The sequence below is a fragment of the Gluconacetobacter asukensis genome, from assembly GCF_014174375.1.
GTDB lineage: Bacteria > Pseudomonadota > Alphaproteobacteria > Acetobacterales > Acetobacteraceae > Gluconacetobacter > Gluconacetobacter asukensis.
The window spans coordinates 256212-281633 of record NZ_JABEQE010000002.1 but is presented as its reverse complement, the minus strand read 5'-3'; the positions used below and the strand labels follow the sequence as shown (position 1 = coordinate 281633).

The following is a 25422-nucleotide window of genomic DNA, read 5'->3' as shown; positions in this document are numbered from 1 at the left end:
CATCCATTCATAACCTGTGGTTAAGGGGTTGTTATTTTGTCATAACGAGCCGGTGGATGGCAGGGCGGTGGTTTCGGTTCTTTTTTGAAAAAAAAGAACCAGAAAACCTTTGATTCGTGCAGGAGCCTTGGGTTGGGGGCGTGTGATGTCCCTGAAGGGATTAAAGCCCTTTTGCTTCTTTTTCTTCATCAAAAGAAGAACTTACTTTCTTCGGATGCAGATCCTGTGCATCGAAGCTGAAATCGGACCCGATCAGGCGCATGCTCATCGCGATTACGTTGCCCGAGACATCGCGTTCGAACTGCACATAGGCATCGTCGCCACCATCCTGCCCGCGATCGTCCCACCGGACCACGAACAGATCGTGCGGCAGGGCCGAGAGTGTTCCGGTCAGGCCATCGGTGTGGCTGAACGCCATCCGCAGGTCCTGCCCGCGTCGGCTTATGGTGATCGGGCCGCGCCAATCGTCGCGATAGGTGCCGACATAGTCCTGCTGCGTGCTTTCGGACAGTGTGATGAAGGGACGCGCGGGCGAGCCGGGGCCGGTGCTGGTGGCCGCCTTTGCCTCTGCCGCGCGTTTGGCGTTCTCCGCGTCGTGCCAGTGCGTGACCCAGTCCGCGCTGGTGCCGGTTGCGGCATAGGCGCTCAGCGTGGTCGCGATGGAATAGGTGGCGTTATGGTCGTCATGGTTGGTCAGGATGACGATGCCGGTCTTCAACTCCGGCAGGAAGGTCACGTAGCTGACCATGCCGTCGATGGTCCCGGTATGCCAGACGCGCTTGTGGCCGAAGAAATCCTCCATGAACCAGCCATAGCCATAGGCACGGAAATGGGTCCTGGTCGCCTCCGCCGTATCGGGCAGGGGCAGCAGTGCATGCGGTGCCCATAGCGCGTCGCGGCTGGCCTGGCTGAAGACCTGTTTGCCGTCCGGCGTGCGGCCGCCATTGAGATAGGTCTGGGCCCAGCGGGCCATGCCGTCCACGCTGCACCAGATGCCGCCGGCGGGGGCCACGCCAGGCAGCCGGCGCGATGCCTTGTCGGGCAGGATGCCGCTTTCGCCCTCGCCGGTGGCCACGTTCGTCTGGCCCCTGACGGGGGGCGTGCTCTGGCAGGCCGGCAGGGCCGCCGCGTCGATCAGGCGCTTCTGGACCACATCTTCCCAGCTTTGCCCCGTCAGCCGTTCGACCAGCGCGCCGGCCACGACATACAGAAGATTGTTATAGGCGTACTGGGTGCGGAATGGCGCCGTGAAGGGCATGAAGGGAAGGCCCGCGAGGATTTCCGGCCGCGTCAGCGTACTGTGCGAGAACAGCATCAGGTCCCCGGCACCCTGACCCATGCCGCTATGGTGGGTCAGCAGGTCCGACACGCGGAAATCCCGCGTGATCGACGGATCGGCGACGCGAAAATCCGGCATATGGTCGATGACGCGGTCGTCCCAGTCCAGCTTGCCCTGATCGACCAGAAGCGCCAGCGCCGTCGCGGTGAATTCCTTGGTGTTGGAGCCGATGGCGAACAGGGTGCGCCCGTCGACCGGCGCGCTGGCCTTGTCCTCCGCCCGGCGTCCATAGCCGTGGCTGAACACGATCTGTCCGTCCTGCACCACCGCCACAGCGATGCCGGGAACGTCGAAGGCCTGCCGGGCGCGTTCGACCGTCGTGCCGATTGTCTGCTCCGTCAGTCCCGGCGGCAACGATGCCGCGCGGGTTGCGCAAGGCGCGGACAGGAGAGCGACCGCCGAGACGGCCATCATGCATGAATGTCGGAAACGCTGGATCATCGACGGTCCTGAAGGCGAAATTCCGGCCCCGGATGATGGACGGGCCGCAAGGGAAACTGTTCCATTAAGAGCACGAAACGTTCGGCCCGTCCCCTCCCCAGATGCACGTCTCCCTTAACCTGGGGTAATCGTCCCGACGCGTCATGCCACCAGGGTGGCCAGATCGATTTCCAGTTCGCTCCGCAACAAGGCAAGAATACTCTGCGAGATGTGCGACAGCGCGTGGTCGGCGCGGAACAGGACGGTGCAGGTCACGCTCAGCGGCGGAGAGAGCGGGCGCGGCCGGGGCAGGCCCGGGTGATGCAGCGCGGTCAGGGCGTCCACGATGGCGCAGCCCCCGCCGAGGCGCACGAGTTCGGCCGCCATGAAATGGGTGCGTACCCGCACCGGGGCCGCGGCCGGAATCCCTGCCTCGTCCAACGCCATGTCGAGCAGGCGGGCCGTGGGATCGTTCTCGCTCAGGCCGATATAGCGCGCCGGATCGATCGCGGCGAGGCTGACGGGACCCTCCCCGCCCTGGCCGTCGATCATCAGCAGCGGAATATCGGCGATATGCAGCGCGGTCAGCCCGTCGCGCGTGTAATCGCCGAACACGATCCCGAGGTCGAGATCATGGTTGAGGATATGCGACACGATTTCGGTGCCGTGCAGCGCGTCGATCGTCAGTTCCATGCCCGGGTGGTCGGCGCGGTACCGTTGCACCACGCGCGGCACCAGGCTCAACCCCAGGCTCGGCACGCACCCGATGCTGATCGAATGCCCGTCGCGCGCATAGCGCAGATTGTCGGTCAGGCGTTTGAGGTCCGACAGTTTTTCGAAAATGGCATTCACATGCGGCAGCATGATCCGCGCCTCGCGCGTCGGCACCAGCCGGCCGCCTGCCCGCTCGAACAGTGCAAACCCCAGCGATTGTTCGGCGTAGCGCAGCACCTTGCTCGCGGCCGGCTGCGAGACATGCAGAACTTCGGCGGCACGCCGTAGCGAGCCCGTCGTCATGATCGCGTAGAAGACTTCGATCTGGCGCAGGCGCATGGCGGTCTGGACTCCCTTGGGTGAGTTTCTGTTCTTTTTTGAAAAAAAGAACCAAAAAACTTTTGATTCGTTCAGGAGCCTTGTGCAGGGGACACACGATGACCCTGAACGGATAAAAGTCTTTTTGCTTCTTTTTCTTCAGAAAAAGAAGAGAACATAAAACCCGGTTCTACGATGGACAGGCCAGCGCCTTCCGCACCCCGACGCGCACGGTCTTGCCCTGCGGGAGGTTGTTCGCCTCCAGCAGGAACGCGACGATCGCCCGTGTATCGTCCGGCGACAATGTGCCCGGTGCCATCAGCGGCATGGCCCGATGGACATAGGCCTCAAGCGCCGAAACCGGTGCGCCTGCCCAGTTGGCGACAAAGCGGCCGGTCAGTGCCGGGGTTTCGAAATTCCCGTCCAGCCGTGCGCCATGGCACATCGCGCAGGCTGCGCGATAGAGGTCCGCGCCGTGCGCCAGTTCGGTGCAGGCCGTGCTGGCGGCAGGCGGCCGTGCCGGGGCCGGGCCGGGCAGAAGGGCGAGGCCGAGCGCGAAGGCGGTCACGCTGCGGGTTATCATGTCTTTGATCCGCATCATCAGGTCACCCGCCCACCATTGGCATGCGCGCGAACAGGTCGGCGAATACGCCGATGGCGCGTGCGGCCTCCGTCGGGTCGGGATGTTCGAAGGAATTGCCCACGCCCGTCATCTCGCCCAGCCCGTCGAGATCGACGGCCTGGATCATCACGCCGTCGGTCTTCGACAGCAGGGCCGCGCCCCGGTAATCGAGGCCGTAGGGTGCCTCAGGCCGGGGCGGTAGCCACGCCGTCTGGCCCCGGACGGGAATCAGGCTGTCATCGCGCCACCAGTCCCGCGCCGCGTAGCCGGGACAGTTGATGATCACCTTCTCGGGCAATGATGTCAGATCCTGCGGGCTGTGGAATTCGCGGATGACGATGCGGCCGCCGGCCTGATGGAACTCCGACAGCAGCAGATGGCCATAGGCGCCGAAATTGTAGATCATCAGCGACTGGCGCCGCGCGTGCGGCGCGGCGAACGGGTTTTCCGCTTCCGGAATATCCTCGACCGCCGGGACGATGTCGCTGATCCTGCTTTCATAGATTGCGAAATCTTCCGTTGCGCGCGGCATTCTCCCGGGAGCGCCGGCGGGCGGGGCAGGTGGCGGCTTGTCGTCGAAGGGCTTGTCCGAGAGGATGTAATTATCCTCGAACATGATCGGCGCGCCGGGCAGGCCGAGATAGGTCCGGTAGGTGGCCCATGAGAATCGCGCCATCTGCTCCCACTGGTCGGCGAAGGCGGGACCGGCGGTCTGGGTCAGCGCGACCCGGGAATCCGGCGTCCAGCTTCCGTTGGCGCGGACCGAGCGTGTGTGCGGCAGCAGGTCGCGCGTATAGATCGTCACGTCGAAGCCCGCGCGCTGCGCCGTCAGCGCGGCCGTCAGTCCGACGATGCCGCAGCCGATGACGGCGACCCTGCGGTTCAGTGTCGCCGCGACCTTGCCGACCACCAGATTGGCCGAACCCCAGGACAGGGACCAGCCGCTGCCGCCATGGCCGTAATTATGGAAGATTGTCTTGTCCCCGATCCGCTCGACATCCAGCCTTGGGCCGGCGGCGCGAAACGGCCGGATACAGACCTTGATGTCGGTGATCTGGTCCACGCGCGGATGCAGCGGTGCCAGCCGGGGCCGGTGCTGTGGGGCCAGGGCATCCCCTGCCGATGCGGCATGCGGCAGCAGCACGCGTTCGCCCGCCATCATCGTGACCGCGCCCAGGGCGGCCCCGCCTGCGAACACGCCTCGGCGCGAAAGAATCCTGCCTGTATCCATGACCACGCCGCACCGCCCCGCTACTTTATCGACCGCTCCATCCTCCTTCGCCGATCGCGGCCCGCTTAGGAAGGCCAAATTTTTCCACAGGTCATAACCCAAGGCTAACCCGCAAGAACCTCGGTGAATTGGTATGATCGGGAAACGAAGATTATAACCTTTTCATAACGAGACGAATTTGCCGGCGAGGAGATCGAACGTGCCGCTATCCGGAATGCGCTTTCTGACATGCGGCGGCGCTGCCCTGTGCGCGCTGGCTTTTCTGGTCGCGGCGGCCCGGCCGGCCCGCGCGGAGGCTCTGGCGGATTCGGTCGCGCGGATTACCGCCGGCCAGCCGGGGGCATTTGCCGTCTATGCCGCGCCGTCGGGACAGGCGCCGGATGTGTGCCTGCGCTGTGACGAACCCATCAATGCCGCCAGCACCATCAAGCTCCTTGTCCTCGATGCCGCCTATGCTGCCTTCCGCGACGGTACGCTGAAGCCGGACGAAGCGGTTACCGTCCATAACCGCTTCCATTCGCTGGTCGGTACGCGCAGCTTTTCGCTGGACCAGAAAGAGGATTCCTACGATCCGCTTTATGCCCAGGCCGGCAGGTCCGTCACCGTGACCGAGCTGCTGCGGGTGATGATCCAGTACAGCAGCAACCTTGCCACCAATCTGATGATCGAGCGGCTGGGTGTGATGCCGATCCGTGCCGTCGTCGCGCGGCAGGGGCTGGAGGGCATTGTCTTCGGCCGCATGATCGAGGATTTCGATGCCGACGCGGAGGGTATTCGCAATCGGGTCACCGCGCGCGGGCTGGGTGGGTTCCTGCAGAAGCTCGACCATGGTGCCATCGTCGGCCCTGCCGAGAGCCGGGCGATGATCGGCGTCATGCTCGGCCAGACCTTCAACGACATCATCCCGCCCGGCCTGCCCGCAGGCACGCCGGTGGCCCACAAGACCGGGTGGGTCCATGGCGTGCGCAACGATGCCGCGATCGTCTTCCTGCCGAACGGGGCGCACTATATCCTGGTGGAACTGAGCCGCGACCTGCCTGATGAAGCGGCGGGCATCAAGGTGCTGAACGCCATTTCGGAGACCGTCTTCGCGGCCTATCATCGCCGGGCCGCGCCTTATCCCGACCGCAACGGCGTCAATCGGGCTGCGAGGTAGAGCCGGTTCATCAGGCGCAGTTCGGCCGGCGCGCCCGGCGATGTCGGCACGGTCTTCAGGGCCATGCCCAGCATCGTCTTCATGCTGTTGAGCATCACGGTCGCGATATCGTCGGCCTCCTGCCGGTCCAGCTTCGGCGCGCAGGCGATCAGCGCGGCGGAAATACCGCCCAGCGCCGTGGCCCGTGACTGCCGGCTGAGTTCGGTCCGGTCGGTGCGGACATCCATCAGGGCGGGAAGCGATTTCACGCGCGGATAGAGCGTGGTCAGCAGATCGATCAGGAGATCGGCCAGTTCCTCGGGCGTGGCGCCGGCCGCGCGCTGGCCGAGCGCGTCATACGCCTCGCGCAGTATGTCGAGATGCTGGTGCAGCAGGGTATCGGCGATCGCCTCCTTGTTCGGGAAAAAACGATAGAGCGACCCGACCCGGGCGCCCGCCCGTTTCGCGATCGCGGCCATGGTCGTTGCCTCGTATCCGTGTTCGGCGATCAGGTCGGATGCCGCCACCAGCAGGTCCGCCACCCGCTGGCGGCCGACCGCGCGCTGGGGCTGCAACGCGGTGCGATGGGTCCTTGACGAAGTTGAGCACATGCTCAAATAATGCCCCTGCTTGAGTTTATCCTCAAATTCTATCGACCCCCGCCCGAGCCGGCAACGCGCCGGGGGGAACGAGCGCAACGATATCGGAACCGCATCATGATATCCCTTTCCGCTTCCCGGACCGCCCTGGTGTTGATCGACCTCCAGAAAGGCATCGTCGGCCGCGCCCTGGCGCCGTACCCGGGGGACGGCGTGGTGGCGCGCGGCAGGCGGCTGGCTGGTCGTTTCCGTGCGGCCGGTGCGCCGGTGGTGCTGGTCAATGTCGCCTTCGCGCCCGATTTCGCCGATGCGCTACGTACACCGGTCGATCGGCCGTTTTCCCCGCCGCCGGGTGGCTTTGCCGAGGACTGGACCGAACTGGTGGACGGTCTGGCCGAACCGGGCGACCTGATGGTCACGAAGCGCCAATGGGGCGCCTTCTACGGCACGGATCTGGACCTGCAACTGCGCCGGCGCGGTATCACGACGATCGTACTCGGCGGGATTGCGACCAATATGGGCGTGGAATCCACCGCCCGGGCGGCGCATGAGCATGGCTATGCGGTGGTGGTGGCGGAGGACGCGACGTCCGGCCTGTCGGTGGAGATGCATCGTTTTGCCTTCGACCATATCTTTCCGATGCTCGGCCGGGTGACGGCCACCGATGCCGTCGAACTGACGGCCTGAACCACCGCCGCATGCCCAGCCCCGGCTTTTCAGCATGAGCCGCGTCCCGGAGGCAGCCGCGCCCGCCTCGCCGGGCGAGAGCGACCGCCTGCCGCCCGGCATCTGGAAAATTGCCAGTGTTGCGGCCATCGGTTCGTTCATGTCGCAGCTCGACGCCACGATCGTGAACGTCTCGCTGCCGGGGCTGGCGGGCACGCTGCATGCGGCATTTCCGACCATCCAATGGGTCATGAGCGGGTATCTGCTGGCGCTGGCGCTCACATTGCCGCTCAATGGCTGGCTGGTCGATCGCATCGGTGCCAGGGCGCTGTATCTGTGGTGTTTCGCCGCATTCACCCTGGCATCGGGCCTGTGCGGACTGGCATGGTCGGCACCGTCTCTGATCGGTTTTCGCGTGTTGCAGGGCATGGCGGGCGGCCTGCTGGCACCGATGGCGCAGATGCTGGTCGCGCGCGCCGCCGGCCGGCACATGCCGCGCGTGGCCAGCATGGTGGTGATGCCGGTCCTGCTGGCGCCGCTTCTGGGGCCGGTCGTCGCGGGCGGGATTCTGACATTTGCCTCCTGGCGCTGGATCTTTCTCTTCAACCTGCCGGTCGGTCTTCTGGCTTTTGTACTCGCGTGGCATTTCCTGCCCGATGACAGGCAGCAGACGCGCCCGCGCGTACTCGACCTGACCGGTCTGGCGCTGCTCTCGCCGGCTCTTGTGTTCTTTCTTTACGGTATCGATCGTCTTGGCCAGCGAATGGGCGGCGCGCTGGTCTGCTGTGGGCTGTTGCTCTTCGCGCTGTATGGCGCGTGGGCGCATCGGAAGGGCGATGGGGCCCTGATCGACCTGCGGTTGTTCGGGGGGCGGGTCTTTTCCGCTTCGGTCGCCACCCTGTTCCTGCTGAACGGTGCCCTGTTCGCCGGGCAGATGCTCGTGCCGGTCTGGCTGATCCATGGATGTGGCCTGTCGCCCGACCGGGTTGGCTGGATGATGACCCCGATGGGGCTGGGCATGATGTGCGCCTATCCTCTGATGGGGCGGCTCACGGAGCGGTTCGGTATCCGCAAACTGACGAAATGCGGTGCGCTGGCGGCGTTTGCGGGTACTCTGCTGCTTGTGTTTCTTGCCCTGCATGGGATCGCTTTTTCAATCCTGGCCGGTGCGCTGTTTCTGCGGGGGGCCGGGATGGGCGCGATCGGCATTCCGTCGATGAGCGCGGGATATGCCGCGGTGAAGCGGCAGGACCTGCCGGTGGCGACGACGGCGCTGAATATCGTGCAGAGGCTGGGGGGGCCGATCTGGACGACGCTGTGCGCGATGACCCTGGGCGGGCGGGCATCCGCCAGCCCGTTCATGACGTCGCGGCTCTTTGTCATGGCGTTCGGTCTGTTGTGCGTGCTGCATGCGGTGCTGTTCCTCACAACCCGCTTGCTGCCGGTGCGGCTGGCCGGGAGAGGGACAGGCGCCGGGCCGATCGGTCCGGATAGTCCACGCGGTTCCTGACGAGTGCAGGATTGATGCGATCTTCTGCTATTCACCCGCCATGTTTCCGTTTATTTTACATCCGTTTGGAATATAATTTAATTATAAACGCCAGGCGTTTCGAATTGACGAAAATTATCCCGCATCTCTAAGTTGACAGAGTCGGCATAAGATTTGCGGGTGAAACAAAATGCGCGGAACCGTTCTTGATTATGACCCCAGAAATGGAGAAGGCTTGATCAGCGGGGACGATAATAATCGATACACATTCAAGGGAACGAGCGTAAGATCCGATTTTTCTTCCTTGAAGAAAGGCGCGAAAGTCGATTTCGATCAGAGCAATGGCGAGGCGCTCTCGATATTCGTCATGCCTGATCCGCCGGTGGGCAGCATCAATATAGATATCAATACGTCAGGGGAAAAGTCGAAGGTCGTCGCGGGCCTGCTGGCGTTTTTTCTGGGCGGGTTCGGTATCCATAAATTCTATCTGGGGTACAACAAGGCCGGTATCGTAATGCTTCTTGTTACGATGTTCGGCTTTATCTTTTTTGGGATACCGGGTGCGGTTATCTGGCTGATAGCCTTTATCGAGGGCATTATTTACATCTCGAAGTCCGATCAGGATTTCTACGAGACGTATGTTGCCCATCAGAAAGAATGGTTCTGAGCGGAGGCGCTCGGCCCCCCCCTGACCGGGGTCGCTCATGGGGGAGGCGCGACGCAGGCAAGGTGAAGGCGGTCAGGATCCTTTCGGTTGGGATGGCCTGAAAAGCAGGATGGCGACGAGCATCATCAGATACTGCGTGCTGATGCCCGGAACGCTGAACATGACGCCGTTATCTCCTCCGTTGAGCCAGGCGGGGCCGTCGACAAGCAGGTGCACGATCTGGAACGGGCTGTCGTCGGCATGTGGATCGGGCGAGCCGAGGATGATGTCGGAGAAATCGGCGACGGCATGGGCGCCGACACCCAGCCAGAGAGAGAAGGTGACACGGCGAAGGCCGCACAATACGAGCCCGGACAGAAACAGCAGGATAATTTCGACGATATTTTCCCCCTGATTCGCCAGATGGCACAGGGCAAAGACCAGGGACGTTATGAAAGCGGCCGGCCACCAGCCGATGCCGTCTTCGAGCCGCCGCTGCGGATAACCACGGAACCACAATTCTTCCGTAAAGCCGACGGCGGCGAGCGTGAGGGCCGAGAGCAGGATGATGCTGATCGTGACCGGGCCGCTCCATATCAGGCCGGTAAAGCGCAAGCCGCCGAAGAGATATTCGAATGCCGCCAATATCAGGGCACCGACAAGCGATAATCCGCAGCCCTGCGCGATGCGGACGAAGGCCGTCCGGTTAAGGGGAAAACCGCAGAAGGCAGCGTCCCTGTGTTCGATCGCGGCGAAAGCCGCGGTGACGCAGCAGATCAGAAACAGGAGGAAAAGCTCGCTCAGGCACATGTTGCCCAGCTTTGCGATGGCGTGTGCGGCAGGGTCCGAACCAGGCATGTCGGCAAGTCGGGCAAAGCCCGGCAGGTGGATATATCTGAGCACCAGAAACGAAAGAATAAAATATCCCGCAACCGGAGTAACAGTCGATAGGGCGTTGCGCGGAGAAAAGGACATGATGAATCCGAGAATCAATTATTCCATATGAGTGTCGTTCTGTTTCTTGTGACAAGCAAGGCGCGCCCGATAACGAATGGGTTTCCAAAGGGCTTTGCCCTTTGGTGGGTCAAGGGCAAAGTCCTTGCCGCTACCCTCAGCCCGGCGCGTTGCCGTAGCGGCGATAGACCAGGGGCGGCGGTGTCTCGGGCAGGTCGGCCAGGATCTTGCTGATCCGGGCATGGTCGGGCGAGCGGGTGCAGACCGGGTCGGTGGCCGCGGCATCACCCAGCAGGGCCAGGGCCTGGCAGCGGCAGCCGCCCCAATCCTGTTCCCGCAGGTCGCAGCCGCGACAGGGTTCGGGCATCCAGTCCGTGCCGCGAAACAGGCGGAAGAGCGGCGCGTCGGCCCAGATTGCTGCCAGGCTGTCGGTGCGGACGTCGGGGATGGGTACACTCTTGATTGTCTCGGCGGCATGGCAGGGCAGGACGTGCCCGATGGGCGAGACATTGACGAAGCGCCGCCCCCAGCCGCCCATGCAGGGCTTGGGCTGGTCGGCGTAATAATCGGGGGTGACGTAGTCGATCGCGAGCTTGCCGGCCAGCCGCGTGCGGGCCTCTTCCACCGCCCGGGTCGCTTCTTCAAGCTGGGCGCGGCTGGGCATCAGGGCGGCGCGGTTCACCAGCCCCCAGCCGTAATATTGGGTGTGGGCGATTTCGGCCCGGCGCGCGCCCAGTTCCACCGCCAGGTCCAGCATGCGGCCGATACGGCTGACATTGCCGCGATGGATGACGAAATTCGTCGTCAGCGGCGTGCCCTCGGCCACGATCAGGCGTGCGGCCGCCAGTTTCTTCGCCTGCGCGCCCGGCATGCCGCCCATGGTCTCGGCCGGGGCGGTATCGACGTCCTGGAACGAGAGCTGCACATGGTCCAGCCCGGCCTCGGCCAGTTGCGCCAGGGTGGCTTCGGTCAGCAGCACGCCGGAGGTGATGAGGTTGCTGTACAGTCCCAGCGAGGCTGCGTGACGCACCAGTTGCGGCAGGTCGCGGCGGGCCATCGGCTCGCCGCCCGAAAAATGGACCTGCAGCACGCCCAGTTCCGCCGCCTGGTCCAGCACGCGGAGCCAGTCTTCCGTCGCCAGCTCGTTTTCCCGCCCGTCCAGTGCCAGCGGGTTGGAGCAGTACGGGCATTGCAGCGGACAGCGGTGCGTCAGCTCGGCCAGCAGGCTCATCGGTGGCAGGACGGGGGCGTTGGTCATGCGGTCAGTACCTGCCGCTGGGCCAGGCTGGCGATCATCTCCAGCACGTCATGGGCGATGACCGGGCGGGGGGCGGCGAACCGTTCGGCCAGGATGTCGATGATGGCGGCGACCGGCCGCGTGCCGTCCACCAGGCGCAGGATCTCGGCGGCGATCGGGTCGGCGATGAAGGCGCGTTCCGGCGCCTGGATCACCCACTGGTCGCGCACCCGGTCGTGCTGCAAGCGGGTCCCGCGCAGGAAGCGCACGACACTGTCTTCGGCGACCGGCGGGGTGGGGGTGTCGGTCATGCGGGTTCGGGCGTGAAGGCGCCGGGCGGGATGCGGCCGGGGACGACATAGGCGTAATCCAGCGCGTCCAGCATCGACCACAGCACGGCGCATTTGAAGGTCAGCGCGTCCAGCACCGCTTTCTGCTCGGCAATGGTGCGGGCATGTTCGCGGACATAGGCCAGGGCGAAGTCGGAATCGCGCGGGGCCTGGGTCAGCCGGGGCTGGAAATAGGCCAGCGTTTCCGGGGTGACGAAATCATAATGGTGCAGCATGCCCGCCACGCGCTCGCTGATGATGGTGGGCGAGAACAGTTCGGTCAGCGATGAGGCGATGGCTTCCAGGATCGAGCGGTCGCGCACGAAATCGACATAGGCATCGACCGCGAAGCGCGTGGCGGGCAGCAGCCCTTCCAGCGACTCGACATAGGCGCGGTCCAGCCCCACGCCGTCGGTGAGCTTCAGCCAGCGGGCCACGCCGCCGGTGCCCGGGGCGTCGCCGTCATGATCGACCAGCCGCCGCCGCCATTCGCGGCGCAGCTCCGCCGTCGGCAGCCGGGCCAGCAGGGTCGCGTCCTTGGCGGGGATGCGGCACTGGTAATAATAGCGGTTCAGCGCCCAGGCCTGGACCTGGCCCTTCGTCAGGCGGCCGTCATGCAGCGCCCGGTGGAACGGGTGCAGATTGTGGTAGCGCTCGGCGCCGATGGCGCGCAGCGCGGCCTCCAGTTCGTCAGGGGAGAGTGGAAGGCCCGTCATACCGTCATCCTCATACCGTCGAAGGCCACGTCCCATCCCGCCGCGCGGGCTGCCGCGCGCTCGGGGCTGTCGGCCAGCAGGACGGGGTTGGAATTGTTGATGTGGATCAGGATCCTGTGCCCGATCTCCAGATCGGCCAGCGCGCTGATCGTGCCGTCCGTGCCGCTGACCGACATATGGCCCATGCGCTGCCCGGTCTTCTGCCCCACGCCTGCGCGCAGCATCTCGTCGTCGGTCCAGAGCGTGCCGTCGAAGAACACGATATCCGCCCCCCGCAGGCGTGCCCGCAGCGCGTCGGTCATGCGCGCACAGCCGGGAATGAAGAAGACATGGCGTGTGCCGTCGGTGATCGCCAGCCCCACGGTTTCGCCATTCTCGACGATGGCGGCGGGGTCGGGGCCGGTTTCGGCATAGAGCGGCACCTTGCCCGGCACCGCGAAGGGGGTGATCGTCAGCCCGGCCGGCTTTCCATTGGGCAGGGTCAGCGCATGGGGCGCGTCCAGCGCCAGGGCCAGGCGCGGCACGATGGCGCGGTCCAGTGCCTCGAAGATCGGGTTGGCGTCCAGCAGGTCCAGCACCGGGCGCGTGCCCAGCAGGGCGAAGGGCTGGCGTTCGCGCAGGGTCAGCAGGCCGGTCACGGTATCGACCTCGCCCCCGGTCAGGATCACCCCGGCGATGGGGGTGGAGCGCAGGCCCTCATGCGGGTGCAGCGCCGGCGTCTGGCCGATCTGCGTGCGCAGGTCCGGGGAGGCATTGACGACGAACCAGTGGGCGCCATCGCCGCTGATGGCGATCGAGGCCTGGGTCCGGGGCAGGGCGTCGGGGTCGCCCGATCGGGCGCGCCGGCATCCGGGTGCGTTGGAATTCCATTGCGGAAAGCCGCCGCCAGCGGCCGCGCCGAGAACGATGATGTCGATCATGGCGCAGATATCTAGAACAGAAACGCCGCCCGCACGAGGCTGGGCGGCGTCTCGTGCGGCTTATTTCTTCTGGCCGCAGACGTAGCTGTTGATTTCCGCGCCCAGCGGAACTTCGGTGATCTTCGGAGCAGTCCAGGCCATGTGATCCTCCATCATTCAGGTCATGAAGGCGGGGCTCCCGCTTTCAAGGTGGATGTGACGCCCGATGGCGCCGGCTTTCAAGTCTTGATCACGGCATTTTCCGGACCATTGCCGTCGGGATCACTCACGTTTCTGTGAATTCAGGCGGCCGAAGAGGACCCCCCATGCGCCGCGCCCGACGCGCGGCACCAATGCTGATACGCGTTATGCCTTGCGTCGGCGCGGGCGGGGGACTACGCCACCTCCCATGGCGGTTGGGACGGGTCCTGTCCGCCGGTTGCCGTTGGCGAGGCTGGGGCATGCAGTTGGCTCCCGAGAGCGAAGAAGCCGATACGTTCGAGGCGCGCCAGCAGCAGCGGGCCAGAGAGGTCGTGCGCCGCAGCCGCTTTAGCGCGCAGACGATCTGCCTGCTGATCCTGACGGTGCTGGCGGTCTTCTACACATTGTATTTCGCGGCGGCGATCATCTTGCCGATCGTGCTGGCGCTGGTTGCCAACCTGCTTCTGTCCGCGCCGATGCGCGTGCTGCATGCACGGTTGCGGCTGCCCAAGACGCTGGCGGCGCTGTTCCTGATCCTGTGCCTGTTCGGGGTGGTGGGGGCGATCGGCACCGCCATTTCGGTGCCCGCCGCCGGCTGGATCAGCCGTGCGCCGCAGACCATGGCCGCGATCCAGACCCATATGGCGGTCCTGGGCGGGCCGCTGCGGATGATCCAGGCCGCCAACGAACGGATCGAGAACTTCCTGGCCGTGGTCAGCGGCCGGAGCGGCCATGGCGGTGGGCACGTCGCGCTGCTGGCGCCGTCCGCGCCGTCGGCCGAAGGGGGGCTGGGCACCTTTGGTTCCAGCGTGCTGCTGGGGACGCGGGCGTTCGTGGGCCAGCTCTTCACCATGATGCTGATGCTGTTCTTCCTGCTGGCGCAGGGCGACAGCCTGCTGCGGCGCTTCGTGGAGATCATGCCGACCTTCGCCGACAAGCGCCGCGCGGTGCAGATCGCCTACCAGATCGAACGCAACGTCTCGCTGTACCTGACGACGATCACGATCATCAACGTGCTGGTCGGGCTGGCGAACATGCTGCAATGCTGGGCGTTCGGCCTACCCAACCCGCTGCTGTGGGGCGTGCTGGCCTTTCTGCTGAACTACATCCCCATCATCGGCCCGCTGACCGGGATCGTGATCTATTTCGTCATCAGCCTGTTCGTCTTTCCCTCGGTCCTTCAGGCGCTGCTGCCGCCGATGGTCTATCTGTGCATCCATCTGATGGAAGGCGAGACGATCACCCCGATGGTCCTGGCCCGGCGCTTCACGCTCAATCCGGTGCTGGTCATGGGGTCGCTGATGTTCTGGGACTGGCTGTGGGGGGTCTGGGGGGCCTTCCTGTCGGTGCCGATGCTCGCGGTCTTCAAGATCATCTGCGACCATGTCGAGGTGCTGACGCCGATCGGCCACATCGTGGGCGGCCCCACGCGCGGCCCGAAGGCGCATCCGCCCGCCGTCGTTGCCGAGCCAAGCCATGAGGTGGAGTAGGAGCCGCGCCTAAGCTTTTCAGCTTTCTCCTGCGGCCAGGGCTTCCAGTCGCTCCATCGCGGTGATGCGCACGGTGTGGCCTTTGCCGATCGCGATCAGCCGTTCGGTGCGCATCCAGCTCAGTGTCCGGCTCACGGTCTCGATCGTCAGGCCCAGATAATCGGCCATGTCCGACCGGGTCATCGGCAGCGGCACGTCCTCGGCCGGGTCCCGGGCCTCGCGCATGCGTTCCAGCAGGAAGCTGGCCACCCGCTCGCGCGCCGTCTTGCGGCCCAGCAGCAGCATCTGGTTCTGCGCCGCCACCAGCTCGTTCGACGCTTCCGCCAGCAACCGGCGTTCCAGGCGGGGGAAATCGTCCATCAGCTGCCGCATGCGCGGCCGCGAAAACCGGCACAGCCGCACCGTGTCGATCGCCTCGGCACCGAAGGCGTACTGGTCCGACACCGCAAGGCCCAGGAAATGCCCGGTGGTGGCGAAGCCCGTGATCTGCCGCCGCCCGTCGGGCAGCGCCTTGAACAGTTTCACGCTGCCCGAGGTGATATTGTAGAAATCGGTAGCCGGGGCGCCTTCCTCGATGAAGGTGCGGCCGGGCAGGGCCAGCGTCTCGACCGCCGTTTCGGCCAGCCGGGCGATGTCGTCATCGTCGATGACGCTGCATATGCTCTGGGCCCGGATGCCGCAGGTCAGGCAATAGCCGGGCTGCCGGTGGGCTCCGGCCAGGATCAGGCGGCGCGGGCGGGCATCGCGCCGGCAGGTGGTCTGGTCAGACATATCGTCCGGGTTCCTCCCGGTTCAGGCCCGCCGGAGAGCGGGCCGGTCGTTTCGGCGCAGGCGGCCATCCGTCCGCTCGGGCCGAACATAGGACAGAATGCGGGCTGAATTGATCTGAATCAATGTCTTTTACTGCATCGGACCCAAGCGTGCAGGCATGGATGGCCCCAGCCGCTCCCGATCATGAACCCTGACACCGGCTTTGTCGTCGGTCTTCTGCGGCCCGAGGACGTCGCGCTGGCCTATCCGCTGGTGCGCACGGCCTATCCCGCGATGGCACGCGGAACGTGGATGCGCCTGGCGCGGCGTGCCATGCGCACGGGCCCGCACGGCCGGCAGGGCATCCTCGTGGCGCGCCACGGCCCCGCCTGCCGGCCGTGCGGACTGATATCCTTTCGCTGCGATCCTGATATGCGCCACGGGCGGGTCCTGACGGCGGAGCATTTCGTCGCGCTGACCTTCGGCGAGGTCGGGTCGGTGCTGGAGGCCTTTCTGCCCGCATTGGAAAATATGGCGTGCAAGGCCGGGTGCGGCGGCGCGCGCGTCATTCTGCCGGGGGACCAGCCTGCCCTTCTGGCACGTCTGGCGACGCGGGGGCGGGATATGACCCACCCGATGTCGTTTCGGACGCTGATCGAGATATCGCAGAATATGGCTTGATTTATGTCAAGGCGATGACAGGCGGTGCGTGATCAATGCACGCCACACGATGTGATTCATCGCTGAAAGTTGAAAGGCGTACACGATGAAATTGACCCGTAGCCTCGTCGTCCCGGCCCTGGCCGGCCTGTTGGCGCTGGTGCCGGGCGCGGGACGTGCCCAGACGGCGACGCCGTCGGCCTATGTCAATGCGCCTGTCACCTCCGATGCCGTCCCGCCGCCGCCCTCGCGCGGCAGCCATTGCGGCCTGTTCGAGACCTGCGCCAGCACGAAGATCGGCCTGGGTAAAGGCGATTTCCTGATCCGCCTGTCCGCGCTGGGCGTGCTGCCCGAAGACCGCGACAGCAAGCTGTGGATCAACAACGCGGCGGTGCCGGGCCGGATCAAGACCACGCGCCAGGTCACGCCGGAACTGACGTTCGAATATTTCTTCACCGACAATCTGTCGGTGGACCTGATCGCCGCCAGTTCGCGGCATGAGGTTGCGGCCGAGGGCGTCGGCGGGGCGGCCCATGTCGATGTCGGCAGCGCCTGGGTGCTGCCGCCCACCGTGACCTTGGCGTGGCATTTCCGGCCGCACAAGCGCTTCAACCCCTATGTGGGTGTCGGCGGCACGATGGCCTGGTTCCACAATGTCTCGCCGGCCGGCGGCCTGGTGCAGAAGCTGAATGTCGGCTTTACCGGTGGCCCGTCGGTCAATGCGGGCTTCGATTATCAGCTGGTGGGCAACTGGTTCTTCAATTTCGACGTCAAGCAGATGTTCATGCGGATGCATGCCTGGGCCAATGACCGCGGCACCAGCAGCCCCTTCATCAAGGCGCATGACTCGCTCGACCCGACCGTGGTTGGCGCCGGTATCGAATACCGGTTCTGACCCTGATGGACGGATTGCCTCCTCCCGACGTTCTGGTTCGGTATGGGGGCAATCTGCCGCGCTATACCAGCTACCCGACCGCCGCGCAGTTTGACGCCACGGTCGGCGCCGCCGAAGCCGATGCATGGCTTCGGGCGGTTCCGGCGGGCACGCCGGTCTCGCTTTACCTGCATGTCCCGTTCTGCGACGTGCTGTGCCTGTTCTGCGGGTGCAACACCTCGGTGGTACGCGATGCCGACCTTCGGGCCGGCTATGCCCGACTGCTGATCGACGAATTGCAACGGGTGGCGGCGCGGCTCGGCCCCGGTCGTCCGGTCCGGCATGTGCAGTGGGGCGGCGGTACGCCGACGACCCTGCCGCCCGCGAGCATGCGCGCGGTGATGGAGACGATCCGTCGCCTGTTCGCCGTGGAGGCGGACGCCGAAATCGCGATCGAACTCGATCCCCGTTTCCTGCCGGCCGACTATCCGCCGCTGCTGGGTGCGCTGGGATTCAACCGGGCCAGTCTCGGGGTCCAGGATCTCGATCCGGCCGTGCAGGCGGCCAGCGGCCGGATACAGAGCCTGGAACAGACCGAGGATTGCGTGCGCCGGATGCGTGCGGCCGGGATCGGCTCGATCAATGTCGACCTGATCTACGGCCTGCCCTACCAGACGGTCGAAGGGGCGGGCGACACCGCGCGGACGGTCGCGGACATGTTGCGGCCGGACCGGCTGGCGGTGTTCGGCTATGCCCATGTGCCGTGGAAGCAGAAGCGCCAGGTCCTGCTGCCCGAAGGCGCGCTGCCGCCGCCGGCCGAGCGGCTGGCCCAGCGGGCGCGCATCGATGCGGCCCTGCGGCGTGCCGGATATCGCGCCATCGGGCTGGACCATTACGCCTTGCCGGGTGATGCGCTGTGCCATGCCGCCGAAAGCGGGACGCTGCGCCGCAATTTCCAGGGCTATACGGTCGATCCCGCGCCGGTGCTGGTCGGTATCGGCGCCTCGGCGATTTCCAGCTTTCCCCAGGGCATGACGCAGAACGTGCCGGCGCAGGCATTTTACGCACGGGCGATGGAAGCCGCGCCCGACAGCCTGCCGGCGGTGCGCGGCGTGTGCCGGAGCGATGACGACCGGCTGCGGGGCGCGGTGATCGAACGGCTGATGTGCGACCTGCGGGTGGACCCGGTGGCCATGGGCCTGTGCCACGGTGTCCCGGCCTCCTGGTACGACAGCGCATGGCCGGCCCTGCGCCAGGCCGAGGCGGACGGGCTGGTGGTGCTGGACGGTTCCCTGATCCGCGTGACCGAGGAGGGGCGCCCCTTCCTGCGCAATATCGCGGCGATGTTCGATGGGCATCATGCGCCCGCCGGCGTCAAGCGCCATGCCGGCGCGCTGTAGGCCTGCCGGGGTGGACATGAGCGGTGCCGTGCCCAATCAGGCGTCCGTGTCGGTACGGGGGGCGCAGGCCCGGGCGTGGCCGTTCGCGCACTGGCTGCTGGACGACGTTCTGCCGCCATCGGCCCGTGCCGCGCTGCTGGCCTGGGACCCGGGGGCGGACGCCCATGGCGGCGATACCGGCGGCCGGCGCGATGCCCGCAATGGCCGGCGCGTCTTCGTCACGCCCCGGACGCGCCGCGATCCGGGCCTGGACCTGCTGGCCCGCATGTTCGACGCGGCGGAGGCCCGGGACGCCATTGCCGCGTGCTGCGGCGCCCGGCTGGCCGGCACCGCGCTGCGGCTGGAACTGTGCCTGGACACGGACGGATTCTGGCTGGAACCGCATACCGATATCGGGGCCAAGAAGCTGACCCTGCTGGTTTCACTTTCCACCGGCCCTGGGGCGGCGGACTGGGGCACGGACCTGATGACGGCGGATGGCAGGCCGGTCGCGCGGGCCAGCGGCGTGTTCAATTCCGGCCTGATGTTCGTGCCCGGCGAGGAAAGCTGGCATGGGTTCGTGCGCCGGCCGATCCTGGGCCTGCGCCGGTCGCTGATCGTCAATTTCGTCTCGTCCGAATGGCGTGCGACCGGGGAACTGGCGTTCGGCCCCGGGGGCTGACCGGTCCGCCGGTTTTGCGTTCCGGCCCCGTTCGGTTCTAGGAAGGCATAAATCTTCCACCCAGGCCGTGGCGTTCATGGCGCAGCAACTGCAGGACGAGGCGAGAAAGGCAATGACCGAACACGCGCGCGAGACGATGGAATTCGATATTGTCATTGTCGGTGGCGGCCCGTCCGGTCTGGCGGCGGCGATCCGCCTGCGGCAGATCCTGCCGCAGGCCACGGTGTGCCTGATCGAGAAGGGCAGCGAGATCGGGGCCCATATCCTCTCCGGCGCGGTGATCGAACCGCGCGCGCTGGACGAATTGCTGCCCGACTGGCGCGAAACGGGCGCCCCGCTGAATACGCCGGTGACGGAAGAGGCGATGCTCTTCCTGACCGAAAGCCGGGGTTATGCCGTGCCGATGCTGGACCGGGTGATGCCGCACATGCGCAACCACGGCAATTACATCGTCAGCCTGGGCGATGTCTGCCGCTGGCTGGCCGCGCGGGCCGAGGAGATGGGGGTGGAGATCTACCCCGGCTTCGCCGGCGCGGATGTGCTGGTCGAGGACGGGCGCGTCGTGGGCGTGGTGACGGGTGACATGGGCATCGGCCGCGATGGCGAGCCCGGCCCGAACTACGCGCCGGGCATGGAGCTGCGCGCGAAATATACCCTGTTCGCCGAAGGGTGCCGGGGCTCGCTGACCAAGCGGCTGATGGCGATGTACAATCTGCGCAAGGGCGTGGACCCGCAGACTTACGGGCTGGGCATCAAGGAATTGTGGGAGGTCCCGGCCGAACAGCACCGTCCCGGCCTGGTGCAGCACAGTTTCGGCTGGCCGCTGGACAACCGGACCTATGGCGGCGCCTGGATGTATCATTTCGGCGAGAACCTGGTCTCGTACGGCTTCGTGGTCGGGCTGGACTATCCCAACACCTGGCTGTCGCCGTTCGACGAGATGCAGCGCCTGAAGCTGCACCCGTCCTTCCGCGGCACGTTCGAGGGGGGGCGCCGCATCGCCTATGGCGCGCGGGCGCTGTCGGAAGGCGGCATCCAGTCGATCCCGCGCCTGACCTTCCCCGGCGGTGCGCTGATCGGCGATACGGCCGGCTTCCTCAACGTGCCCAAGATCAAGGGCACCCATACCGCGATGAAGTCCGGCATGCTGGCGGCCGAGGCGGTGGCCGAGGCGGTGGCCGAGGCGATGGAGGGCGGCCGGGTCGAGCCGACATCCTATACCGCACGGGTGCGCAAATCCTGGCTGTGGGAGGAACTGCGCGCGGTCCGCAATGTCCGCCCCGCTTTCTCGCGCTTCGGCATGAAGGGTGGCGCCCTCTATTCGGGCATCGACGCCATGCTGCTGCGGGGTCGGGCACCGTGGACCCTGCATCACCGCCATACGGATAACGAGGTCCTGGAATCGGCCAGCGTGTCGCCGCCGATCGCCTATCCCAAGCCGGACGGCAAGATCACGTTCGACAAGCTGTCCTCGGTCTTCCTGTCCGCGACCAATCACGAGGAAGACCAGCCCGTTCACCTGAAGCTGCGCAGCGACGCGCTGTGGAAGACGGTGAACTGGGATGTGTTCCGCGCCCCCGAGAGCCGCTACTGCCCGGCCGGGGTCTATGAAGTGGCGGATGCCGAGACCGCGCCGCGCCTGCAGATCAACGCCCAGAACTGCGTGCATTGCAAAACGTGCGACATCAAGGACCCGGTGCAGAACATCGACTGGGCGACGCCCGAGGGCGCCGGCGGCCCGAACTATCCCGGTGGGATGTGATTTTCCGGCGAAATGGGCTATTGGGGGCGCCCTCCTTGGGGTGAGTGCTCCACATTCCCGCTGACAGACAGGCGAAGAGGTCCATGAAGGTTCTTGTTCCCGTAAAGCGCGTGATCGATTTCAACATCAAGCCGCGCGTGAAGGCGGACGGCACGGGTGTCGAGACCGCCGGTGTGAAGATGTCGATGAATCCGTTCGACGAAATCGCGGTCGAGGAAGCCGTGCGTCTGAAGGAAAAGGGCATCGCGACCGAAGTGGTGGCGGTGTCGGTCGGCGTGCAGCAGGCGCAGGACACACTGCGCACCGCGATGGCGATGGGGGCGGATCGCGCGATCCTGGTCCTGACCGATGTGGCGGTGGAACCGCTGGGCGTCGCCAAGATCCTCAAGGCGCTGGTGGCCAAGGAAAGCCCGGACCTGGTGCTGCTGGGCAAGCAGGCGATCGACGACGACATGAACGCCACCGGCCAGATGCTGGCCGGTCTGCTGGGCTGGGCCCAGGGGACGTTCGCCAGCAAGATCGAGATCGCGGACGGCAAGGCGACCGTGACGCGCGAGATCGATGGCGGGCTGGAGACGCTGACCCTGGCGCTGCCGGCCATCGTGACGGCCGACCTGCGCCTGAACGAGCCGCGCTATGCCTCGCTGCCCAATATCATGAAGGCGCGCAAGAAGCCGCTGGAGACGATCGCCCCCGCCGATCTGGGCGTGGATGTGACGCCGCGCCTGACCATTGTCTCGGTGGCCGAGCCGCCGGCGCGCCAGCAGGGCATCAAGGTCGAATCCGCCGCCGATCTGGTGGCGCGTCTGCGCAACGAAGCGAAGGTGATCTGATCATGGCCGTACTCGTTTTCCTGGATCATGAGTCCGGAATCATCCGCCAGGCGTCGCGTTCGGCCGTGACCGCCGCACGCGCGCTGGGCGAGGTGCATGCGCTGGTGACGGGCGACGCTTCGGTGGCCGAGGCGGCGGCGCGGATTGACGGCGTGGCCAAGGTGTTGCGCGCGGCCGGTGCCGCGGCCGCCCATGAACTGGCCGAGCCGCTGGCGGCGGTGATCGCCGACCTCGCCCCCGCCTACAGCCACATCGTCGCGGCCTCCGGCGCCAGCGGCAAGAACGTGCTGCCGCGTGCCGCCGCCCTGCTGGATGTGCAGCCGATCCCCGACGTGGTGTCGATCGTCGATGCCGACACGTTCGTGCGCCCGATCTATGCCGGCAGCGCGCTGGCGACGGTGAAGTCGTCGGATGCGAAGAAGGTGCTGACGGTGCGTGCCTCGTCCTTCGATCCGGCCCCGGCCGAGGGTGGCGCGGCCCCGATCGAGCAGGTGACGGTGCCGGAAGGGCCGGCGCTGTCGGAATTCGTCTCGATCGCGCTGTCGCAGTCCGAGCGTCCCGAGCTGGAATCGGCGCGGGTGATCGTCTCGGGTGGTCGCGGCATGCAGAACGAGGAAAACTTCAAGCTGCTGAACCCCCTGGCCGACAGGCTGGGGGCGGCCATCGGTGCTTCGCGCGCCGCTGTCGATGCCGGCTTCGTGCCCAACGATTACCAGGTCGGGCAGACCGGCAAGATCGTGGCGCCGGAACTGTATATCGCCGTCGGCATTTCCGGCGCGATCCAGCATCTGGCCGGCATGAAGGACAGCAAAATCATCGTCGCGATCAACAAGGACCCCGAGGCCCCGATCTTCCAGGTGGCCGATTACGGGCTGGTCGGCGATCTGTTCGACATCCTGCCGCAGGTCGAAGCCGCGCTGGACAAGGCGGGCTGATATTCCGGGCCCTGCCCGTCCCTCACTCTGGTTTTTTTAGCTTTTTTCAGCGGCCCGTTTGTCCCTGACAGTTCATTCCATGAATTGCGGGGACGGACGGGCCGTTCGTTTATTGATCGGGATAGAATGAATGCGTCAGGGAGTTGCCTGACACCGCCAGTTTCTGGGGCTCGCGGGAGGGAAATAGCGTCCGGATTTCCTGATGTCAGGGCCTTTCGCGCGACAGATCGTTTTTTATTTGAAACGATATGGGCGAATAAAGATAATATTTTCCGTCGAGAGGTTGCGAGCGTACAAAGGACAGAACGCCTGATGCCCGGTCATTCGAATCGTTTGTGGAACAGCCTGTCCACGCGCATTGTCCTGATGTGCGGCCTTGCCTTCATCGTCATCCAGGCGATGGCCGTGACGATCTCGGCCGGAATGATGAAGTCCCAGGTCGAAAAAAGCGTCTTTTCGGAGGCTGTCGCGCAGAGCCGGATCCTGGTGGACCAGATCGTGCTGCGCATGTCCGAGCAGAATGCCATCGTCCGCAGTACGGCCGCGTCGATCGAGGCCTCTCACAAGGCCGGGACCGGCAGCCGGGCGGCGGTCCTCAGCCTGCTCAATGAAAGCGAGACGCGCTTCACCGACAGTTTCGGCATGTGGATGGAGGAAGCGCCCTCGGGCTTCGATGGTCGCAGGGACCCGCAGGCGATCGGCAGCAATGCGAACGGGATCTTCTTTCCCTATTTTACCCGGAGGGCCGACAGGACGATTGCATACCATGCCATCAAGGACCAGTACGACCATCCCTGGTACACATTGCCGATGGCGCGGGGGAGCGGCATCCTGACCGCCCCCTATGTGGCGGAGAGCAACCATGTGGAAATGGTCTCCTTCGCCTATCCCGTGGTCTTCGACGGCAAGAAGATCGGGGTGACCGGCATCGATACGCCGCTCGACTGGATCGTCACCCTGCTGGGCAATGCGCATATATTCGGCAGCAGGAACATCGCGCTGCTCTCCGACGACATGCTCTGGATCGCGAACCCGGACGAGACGCTGCTGATGCAGCCTTATCAGGGAGAAGGGAAAGACGCGCTGTCCGGGGCGATCCAGGACCGCAAGGTCCGGATCCTGCGTGGTTTCCTGGGCGGCACGCAGGAACGTATCCTGATCCCCTTCGTGATCCCGGGCTTCGACAATGTCTGGACCCTGGTCGTCGATGTGCCCGTATCCGCCCTGACGACGCCGGTGCGTGACAATGTCGTCGCACTCGTGACGTCGGGTCTGGTCTTCATGGTGCTGGCGGTGCTGGTCGTCTATCTCATCTCCGGACGGCTGATCAAGAAACCGTTCGGCGGCCTGCTGGCCTCGGTCTCCGACCTCAGCGGCGGCAGATATGATGGCAGGATTTCGGGGACGGACCGTCACGATGAAATCGGCATGGTGGCCCATGGCCTGGAAGGCTTCCGCGCCTCGCTGCTGCAGGCCAGGCTGACCGAAGCGGAAGCGGCGGAGGCCCGGCGCCGGCATGAGCAGCTGGAACGGAAGACCCGGCAGGAAGAGGAACTGAAGCTGCGGAGCATCGACAAGGTCGTCAGGACGATGGGCGCGGGCCTGGACAGGCTGGCAAAGGGCGACCTGTCCTTCGAACTGGATGATTGCCTGTCAGCCGAATTCGAGCCGCTGCGGCGGAATTTCAATCAGTCCGTCCGTCAGCTCGCCGATGCGCTGTCCGATATTGCCATGTCGGGCCAGGTCATCCGCAAGGGCATGGCAGAGGTTGCGTCCGACGCGGGAAACCTGGCCCAGCGCGCCGAGCAGCAGGCCGCCTCGCTCGAGCAGACCGCCGCCGCCGTCAACGAGATTACGCAGAGCGTCAGCAGCTCGACCACGCAGATCGGCGATGCGCAGAAAGTGGGCCTGCTGGCGCGCGGTTCCGCCACCGCGTCCTCGGACATCATGCGCCAGACCCAGGAGGCGATGCAGCGGATCGAGGACAATGCGAAACAGATCGTCTCGATTGTCGAGGCGATCGACGGCATCGCGTTCCAGACGAATATCCTGGCGCTCAACGCGGCTGTCGAGGCGGCCAGGGCCGGAGATGCCGGTCGTGGCTTCGCGGTCGTCGCCAGCGAAGTCCGGGCCCTTGCCCTGCGATGCACCGAGGCGGCGCGGGACATCAATGTGCTGGTCAGGAAGACCGGATCGGATATCAAGACCGGCGCGCAGCGGGTCGGCGATACCGGGACGGCGTTGAAGGATATCTCGGTCTTCATCGACCGGATCAGCGACAATCTGAACCAGATCCTGGTGTCGGCACAGGAGCAATCCGCCACCCTGTCGGAGATCAATATCGCGGTCGGCACCATGGACCAGGCGACCCAGCAGAACGCCGCCGTGGCCGACCATTCCCGCGCCGCATCGCGCCGCCTGACGGGCGAGACGGAAAAGCTGGCGAACCATGTCAACCGGTTCCTGCTGCCCGGACGCAGCGCCGGGGTGGAACGCCGGCTGCGCACGCGCGCCTGAAAACCGGCGAGTGGGCCGGGGCGCC

At 65.6% G+C, this 25422-nt stretch carries 25 protein-coding genes; 13 read left to right on the top strand and 12 right to left on the bottom strand.

Annotated elements, in window-relative coordinates; translation table 11 throughout:
* Window positions 1-160: 160 nt before the first annotated feature.
* From HLH35_RS03615 to HLH35_RS03600, 4 genes are all read right to left on the bottom strand, one after another.
* On the bottom strand, window positions 161-1753 hold the full coding sequence (locus HLH35_RS03615; RefSeq protein WP_246384805.1) for a serine hydrolase: 1593 nt from the start codon (window positions 1751-1753) through the stop codon (window positions 161-163).
* 168 nt (window positions 1754-1921) lie between these two features.
* A complete protein-coding gene (locus HLH35_RS03610; RefSeq protein ID WP_182977824.1) occupies window positions 1922-2812 on the bottom strand; it encodes a LysR family transcriptional regulator in 891 nt (296 codons plus the stop codon).
* A 169-nt stretch (window positions 2813-2981) separates the two neighbouring features.
* Complete coding sequence (locus HLH35_RS03605; protein ID WP_182977823.1) at window positions 2982-3374, bottom strand: c-type cytochrome; 393 nt, start codon at window positions 3372-3374, stop codon at window positions 2982-2984.
* A 22-nt stretch (window positions 3375-3396) separates the two neighbouring features.
* Window positions 3397-4644 (bottom strand): FAD-dependent oxidoreductase, encoded by a 1248-nt coding sequence (locus HLH35_RS03600; protein ID WP_182977822.1) that lies wholly within the window; start codon window positions 4642-4644, stop codon window positions 3397-3399.
* A gap of 199 nt (window positions 4645-4843) precedes the next feature.
* Here HLH35_RS03600 and HLH35_RS03595 point away from each other — a divergent pair, with 199 nt between their 5' ends.
* Window positions 4844-5800, top strand: coding sequence for a serine hydrolase (locus tag HLH35_RS03595; RefSeq protein ID WP_338029283.1), 957 nt, complete (start codon window positions 4844-4846; stop codon window positions 5798-5800).
* On the opposite strand, the gene HLH35_RS03590 is transcribed toward HLH35_RS03595, so the two are convergent.
* Window positions 5761-6390 carry a TetR/AcrR family transcriptional regulator gene (locus tag HLH35_RS03590; protein WP_182977821.1) on the bottom strand — a complete coding sequence of 210 codons (630 nt, stop codon included), beginning with the start codon at window positions 6388-6390 and terminating at the stop codon, window positions 5761-5763. The two genes, HLH35_RS03595 and HLH35_RS03590, sit on opposite strands and share 40 nt — an antisense overlap.
* 105 nt (window positions 6391-6495) lie before the next feature.
* Here HLH35_RS03590 and HLH35_RS03585 point away from each other — a divergent pair, with 105 nt between their 5' ends.
* The 3 genes from HLH35_RS03585 (at window position 6496) to HLH35_RS03575 (ending at window position 9200) form a co-directional block, all read left to right on the top strand.
* Window positions 6496-7065 carry a hydrolase gene (locus tag HLH35_RS03585; protein WP_182977820.1) on the top strand — a complete coding sequence of 190 codons (570 nt, stop codon included), beginning with the start codon at window positions 6496-6498 and terminating at the stop codon, window positions 7063-7065.
* Window positions 7066-7099: 34 nt separating this feature from the next.
* The gene (locus tag HLH35_RS03580; protein WP_182977819.1) at window positions 7100-8554 is read left to right on the top strand and encodes a DHA2 family efflux MFS transporter permease subunit; all 1455 of its coding nucleotides are present in this window, start codon (window positions 7100-7102) and stop codon (window positions 8552-8554) included.
* Between the two features lie 169 nt (window positions 8555-8723).
* A complete protein-coding gene (locus tag HLH35_RS03575; RefSeq protein WP_182977818.1) occupies window positions 8724-9200 on the top strand; it encodes a TM2 domain-containing protein in 477 nt (158 codons plus the stop codon).
* A 72-nt stretch (window positions 9201-9272) separates the two neighbouring features.
* On the opposite strand, the gene HLH35_RS03570 is transcribed toward HLH35_RS03575, so the two are convergent.
* The 6 genes from HLH35_RS03570 to pqqA all read right to left on the bottom strand — a co-directional run bounded on the left by HLH35_RS03570 (window position 9273) and on the right by pqqA (window position 13476).
* A complete protein-coding gene (locus HLH35_RS03570; RefSeq protein WP_182977817.1) occupies window positions 9273-10154 on the bottom strand; it encodes a CPBP family intramembrane glutamic endopeptidase in 882 nt (293 codons plus the stop codon).
* Window positions 10155-10290: 136 nt separating this feature from the next.
* Window positions 10291-11391: a pyrroloquinoline quinone biosynthesis protein PqqE gene (gene pqqE, locus HLH35_RS03565; protein WP_182977816.1), complete on the bottom strand. Its 1101-nt coding sequence runs from the start codon at window positions 11389-11391 to the stop codon at window positions 10291-10293.
* A complete protein-coding gene (gene pqqD / locus HLH35_RS03560; protein ID WP_182977815.1) occupies window positions 11388-11681 on the bottom strand; it encodes a pyrroloquinoline quinone biosynthesis peptide chaperone PqqD in 294 nt (97 codons plus the stop codon). Before pqqD ends, pqqE begins: the two co-directional genes overlap by 4 nt.
* Window positions 11678-12415 carry a pyrroloquinoline-quinone synthase PqqC gene (pqqC, locus tag HLH35_RS03555; protein ID WP_182977814.1) on the bottom strand — a complete coding sequence of 246 codons (738 nt, stop codon included), beginning with the start codon at window positions 12413-12415 and terminating at the stop codon, window positions 11678-11680. The genes pqqD and pqqC overlap by 4 nt, the downstream gene beginning before the upstream one ends.
* The gene (pqqB, locus tag HLH35_RS03550; RefSeq protein WP_182977813.1) at window positions 12412-13335 is read right to left on the bottom strand and encodes a pyrroloquinoline quinone biosynthesis protein PqqB; all 924 of its coding nucleotides are present in this window, start codon (window positions 13333-13335) and stop codon (window positions 12412-12414) included. The genes pqqC and pqqB overlap by 4 nt, the downstream gene beginning before the upstream one ends.
* Before the next feature lie 60 nt (window positions 13336-13395).
* The gene (gene pqqA, locus HLH35_RS03545; protein WP_012224451.1) at window positions 13396-13476 is read right to left on the bottom strand and encodes a pyrroloquinoline quinone precursor peptide PqqA; all 81 of its coding nucleotides are present in this window, start codon (window positions 13474-13476) and stop codon (window positions 13396-13398) included.
* Window positions 13477-13775: 299 nt separating this feature from the next.
* Here pqqA and HLH35_RS03540 point away from each other — a divergent pair, with 299 nt between their 5' ends.
* Entirely contained in the window at window positions 13776-15005 is a 1230-nt protein-coding gene (locus HLH35_RS03540) for an AI-2E family transporter (RefSeq protein ID WP_182977812.1), read from the top strand.
* A gap of 18 nt (window positions 15006-15023) precedes the next feature.
* Here HLH35_RS03540 and HLH35_RS03535 read toward each other — a convergent pair whose 3' ends face one another.
* Window positions 15024-15776 carry a Crp/Fnr family transcriptional regulator gene (locus HLH35_RS03535; protein WP_182977811.1) on the bottom strand — a complete coding sequence of 251 codons (753 nt, stop codon included), beginning with the start codon at window positions 15774-15776 and terminating at the stop codon, window positions 15024-15026.
* Window positions 15777-15959: 183 nt separating this feature from the next.
* Here HLH35_RS03535 and HLH35_RS03530 point away from each other — a divergent pair, with 183 nt between their 5' ends.
* From HLH35_RS03530 to HLH35_RS03495, 8 genes are all read left to right on the top strand, one after another.
* Entirely contained in the window at window positions 15960-16436 is a 477-nt protein-coding gene (locus HLH35_RS03530) for a hypothetical protein (RefSeq protein ID WP_182977810.1), read from the top strand.
* An 85-nt stretch (window positions 16437-16521) separates the two neighbouring features.
* Entirely contained in the window at window positions 16522-17310 is a 789-nt protein-coding gene (locus HLH35_RS03525; RefSeq protein WP_182977809.1) for an OmpW/AlkL family protein, read from the top strand.
* Window positions 17311-17315: 5 nt separating this feature from the next.
* Window positions 17316-18689, top strand: coding sequence for an oxygen-independent coproporphyrinogen III oxidase (hemN, locus tag HLH35_RS03520; RefSeq protein WP_182977808.1), 1374 nt, complete (start codon window positions 17316-17318; stop codon window positions 18687-18689).
* A gap of 16 nt (window positions 18690-18705) precedes the next feature.
* Window positions 18706-19350, top strand: a complete 645-nt coding sequence (locus HLH35_RS03515; protein WP_182977807.1) for a 2OG-Fe(II) oxygenase — start codon at window positions 18706-18708, stop codon at window positions 19348-19350.
* Between the two features lie 112 nt (window positions 19351-19462).
* A complete protein-coding gene (locus HLH35_RS03510; protein ID WP_182977967.1) occupies window positions 19463-21112 on the top strand; it encodes an electron transfer flavoprotein-ubiquinone oxidoreductase in 1650 nt (549 codons plus the stop codon).
* Between the two features lie 83 nt (window positions 21113-21195).
* Window positions 21196-21945 carry an electron transfer flavoprotein subunit beta/FixA family protein gene (locus HLH35_RS03505; RefSeq protein ID WP_182977806.1) on the top strand — a complete coding sequence of 250 codons (750 nt, stop codon included), beginning with the start codon at window positions 21196-21198 and terminating at the stop codon, window positions 21943-21945.
* A gap of 2 nt (window positions 21946-21947) precedes the next feature.
* On the top strand, window positions 21948-22880 hold the full coding sequence (locus tag HLH35_RS03500; RefSeq protein WP_182977805.1) for an electron transfer flavoprotein subunit alpha/FixB family protein: 933 nt from the start codon (window positions 21948-21950) through the stop codon (window positions 22878-22880).
* Window positions 22881-23192: 312 nt separating this feature from the next.
* On the top strand, window positions 23193-25397 hold the full coding sequence (locus HLH35_RS03495) for a methyl-accepting chemotaxis protein (RefSeq protein WP_182977804.1): 2205 nt from the start codon (window positions 23193-23195) through the stop codon (window positions 25395-25397).
* Window positions 25398-25422: the final 25 nt, after the last annotated feature.

Bases quoted from the DNA above. Each gene is read 5' to 3' on its own strand.
- HLH35_RS03615 (WP_246384805.1), bottom strand. From the start codon at position 1,753: ATGATGGCCGTCTCGGCGGTCGCTCTCCTGTCCGCGCCTTGCGCAACC.
- HLH35_RS03610 (WP_182977824.1), bottom strand. From the start codon at position 2,812: ATGCGCCTGCGCCAGATCGAAGTCTTCTACGCGATCATGACGACGGGC.
- HLH35_RS03605 (WP_182977823.1), bottom strand. From the start codon at position 3,374: ATGATAACCCGCAGCGTGACCGCCTTCGCGCTCGGCCTCGCCCTTCTG.
- HLH35_RS03600 (WP_182977822.1), bottom strand. From the start codon at position 4,644: ATGGATACAGGCAGGATTCTTTCGCGCCGAGGCGTGTTCGCAGGCGGG.
- HLH35_RS03590 (WP_182977821.1), bottom strand. From the start codon at position 6,390: ATGTGCTCAACTTCGTCAAGGACCCATCGCACCGCGTTGCAGCCCCAG.
- HLH35_RS03585 (WP_182977820.1), top strand. From the start codon at position 6,496: ATGATATCCCTTTCCGCTTCCCGGACCGCCCTGGTGTTGATCGACCTC.
- HLH35_RS03580 (WP_182977819.1), top strand. From the start codon at position 7,100: ATGAGCCGCGTCCCGGAGGCAGCCGCGCCCGCCTCGCCGGGCGAGAGC.
- HLH35_RS03575 (WP_182977818.1), top strand. From the start codon at position 8,724: ATGCGCGGAACCGTTCTTGATTATGACCCCAGAAATGGAGAAGGCTTG.
- HLH35_RS03570 (WP_182977817.1), bottom strand. From the start codon at position 10,154: ATGTCCTTTTCTCCGCGCAACGCCCTATCGACTGTTACTCCGGTTGCG.
- pqqE (WP_182977816.1), bottom strand. From the start codon at position 11,391: ATGACCAACGCCCCCGTCCTGCCACCGATGAGCCTGCTGGCCGAGCTG.
- pqqD (WP_182977815.1), bottom strand. From the start codon at position 11,681: ATGACCGACACCCCCACCCCGCCGGTCGCCGAAGACAGTGTCGTGCGC.
- pqqC (WP_182977814.1), bottom strand. From the start codon at position 12,415: ATGACGGGCCTTCCACTCTCCCCTGACGAACTGGAGGCCGCGCTGCGC.
- pqqB (WP_182977813.1), bottom strand. From the start codon at position 13,335: ATGATCGACATCATCGTTCTCGGCGCGGCCGCTGGCGGCGGCTTTCCG.
- pqqA (WP_012224451.1), bottom strand. From the start codon at position 13,476: ATGGCCTGGACTGCTCCGAAGATCACCGAAGTTCCGCTGGGCGCGGAA.
- HLH35_RS03540 (WP_182977812.1), top strand. From the start codon at position 13,776: ATGCAGTTGGCTCCCGAGAGCGAAGAAGCCGATACGTTCGAGGCGCGC.
- HLH35_RS03535 (WP_182977811.1), bottom strand. From the start codon at position 15,776: ATGTCTGACCAGACCACCTGCCGGCGCGATGCCCGCCCGCGCCGCCTG.
- HLH35_RS03530 (WP_182977810.1), top strand. From the start codon at position 15,960: ATGAACCCTGACACCGGCTTTGTCGTCGGTCTTCTGCGGCCCGAGGAC.
- HLH35_RS03525 (WP_182977809.1), top strand. From the start codon at position 16,522: ATGAAATTGACCCGTAGCCTCGTCGTCCCGGCCCTGGCCGGCCTGTTG.
- hemN (WP_182977808.1), top strand. From the start codon at position 17,316: ATGGACGGATTGCCTCCTCCCGACGTTCTGGTTCGGTATGGGGGCAAT.
- HLH35_RS03515 (WP_182977807.1), top strand. From the start codon at position 18,706: ATGAGCGGTGCCGTGCCCAATCAGGCGTCCGTGTCGGTACGGGGGGCG.
- HLH35_RS03510 (WP_182977967.1), top strand. From the start codon at position 19,463: ATGACCGAACACGCGCGCGAGACGATGGAATTCGATATTGTCATTGTC.
- HLH35_RS03505 (WP_182977806.1), top strand. From the start codon at position 21,196: ATGAAGGTTCTTGTTCCCGTAAAGCGCGTGATCGATTTCAACATCAAG.
- HLH35_RS03500 (WP_182977805.1), top strand. From the start codon at position 21,948: ATGGCCGTACTCGTTTTCCTGGATCATGAGTCCGGAATCATCCGCCAG.
- HLH35_RS03495 (WP_182977804.1), top strand. From the start codon at position 23,193: ATGCCCGGTCATTCGAATCGTTTGTGGAACAGCCTGTCCACGCGCATT.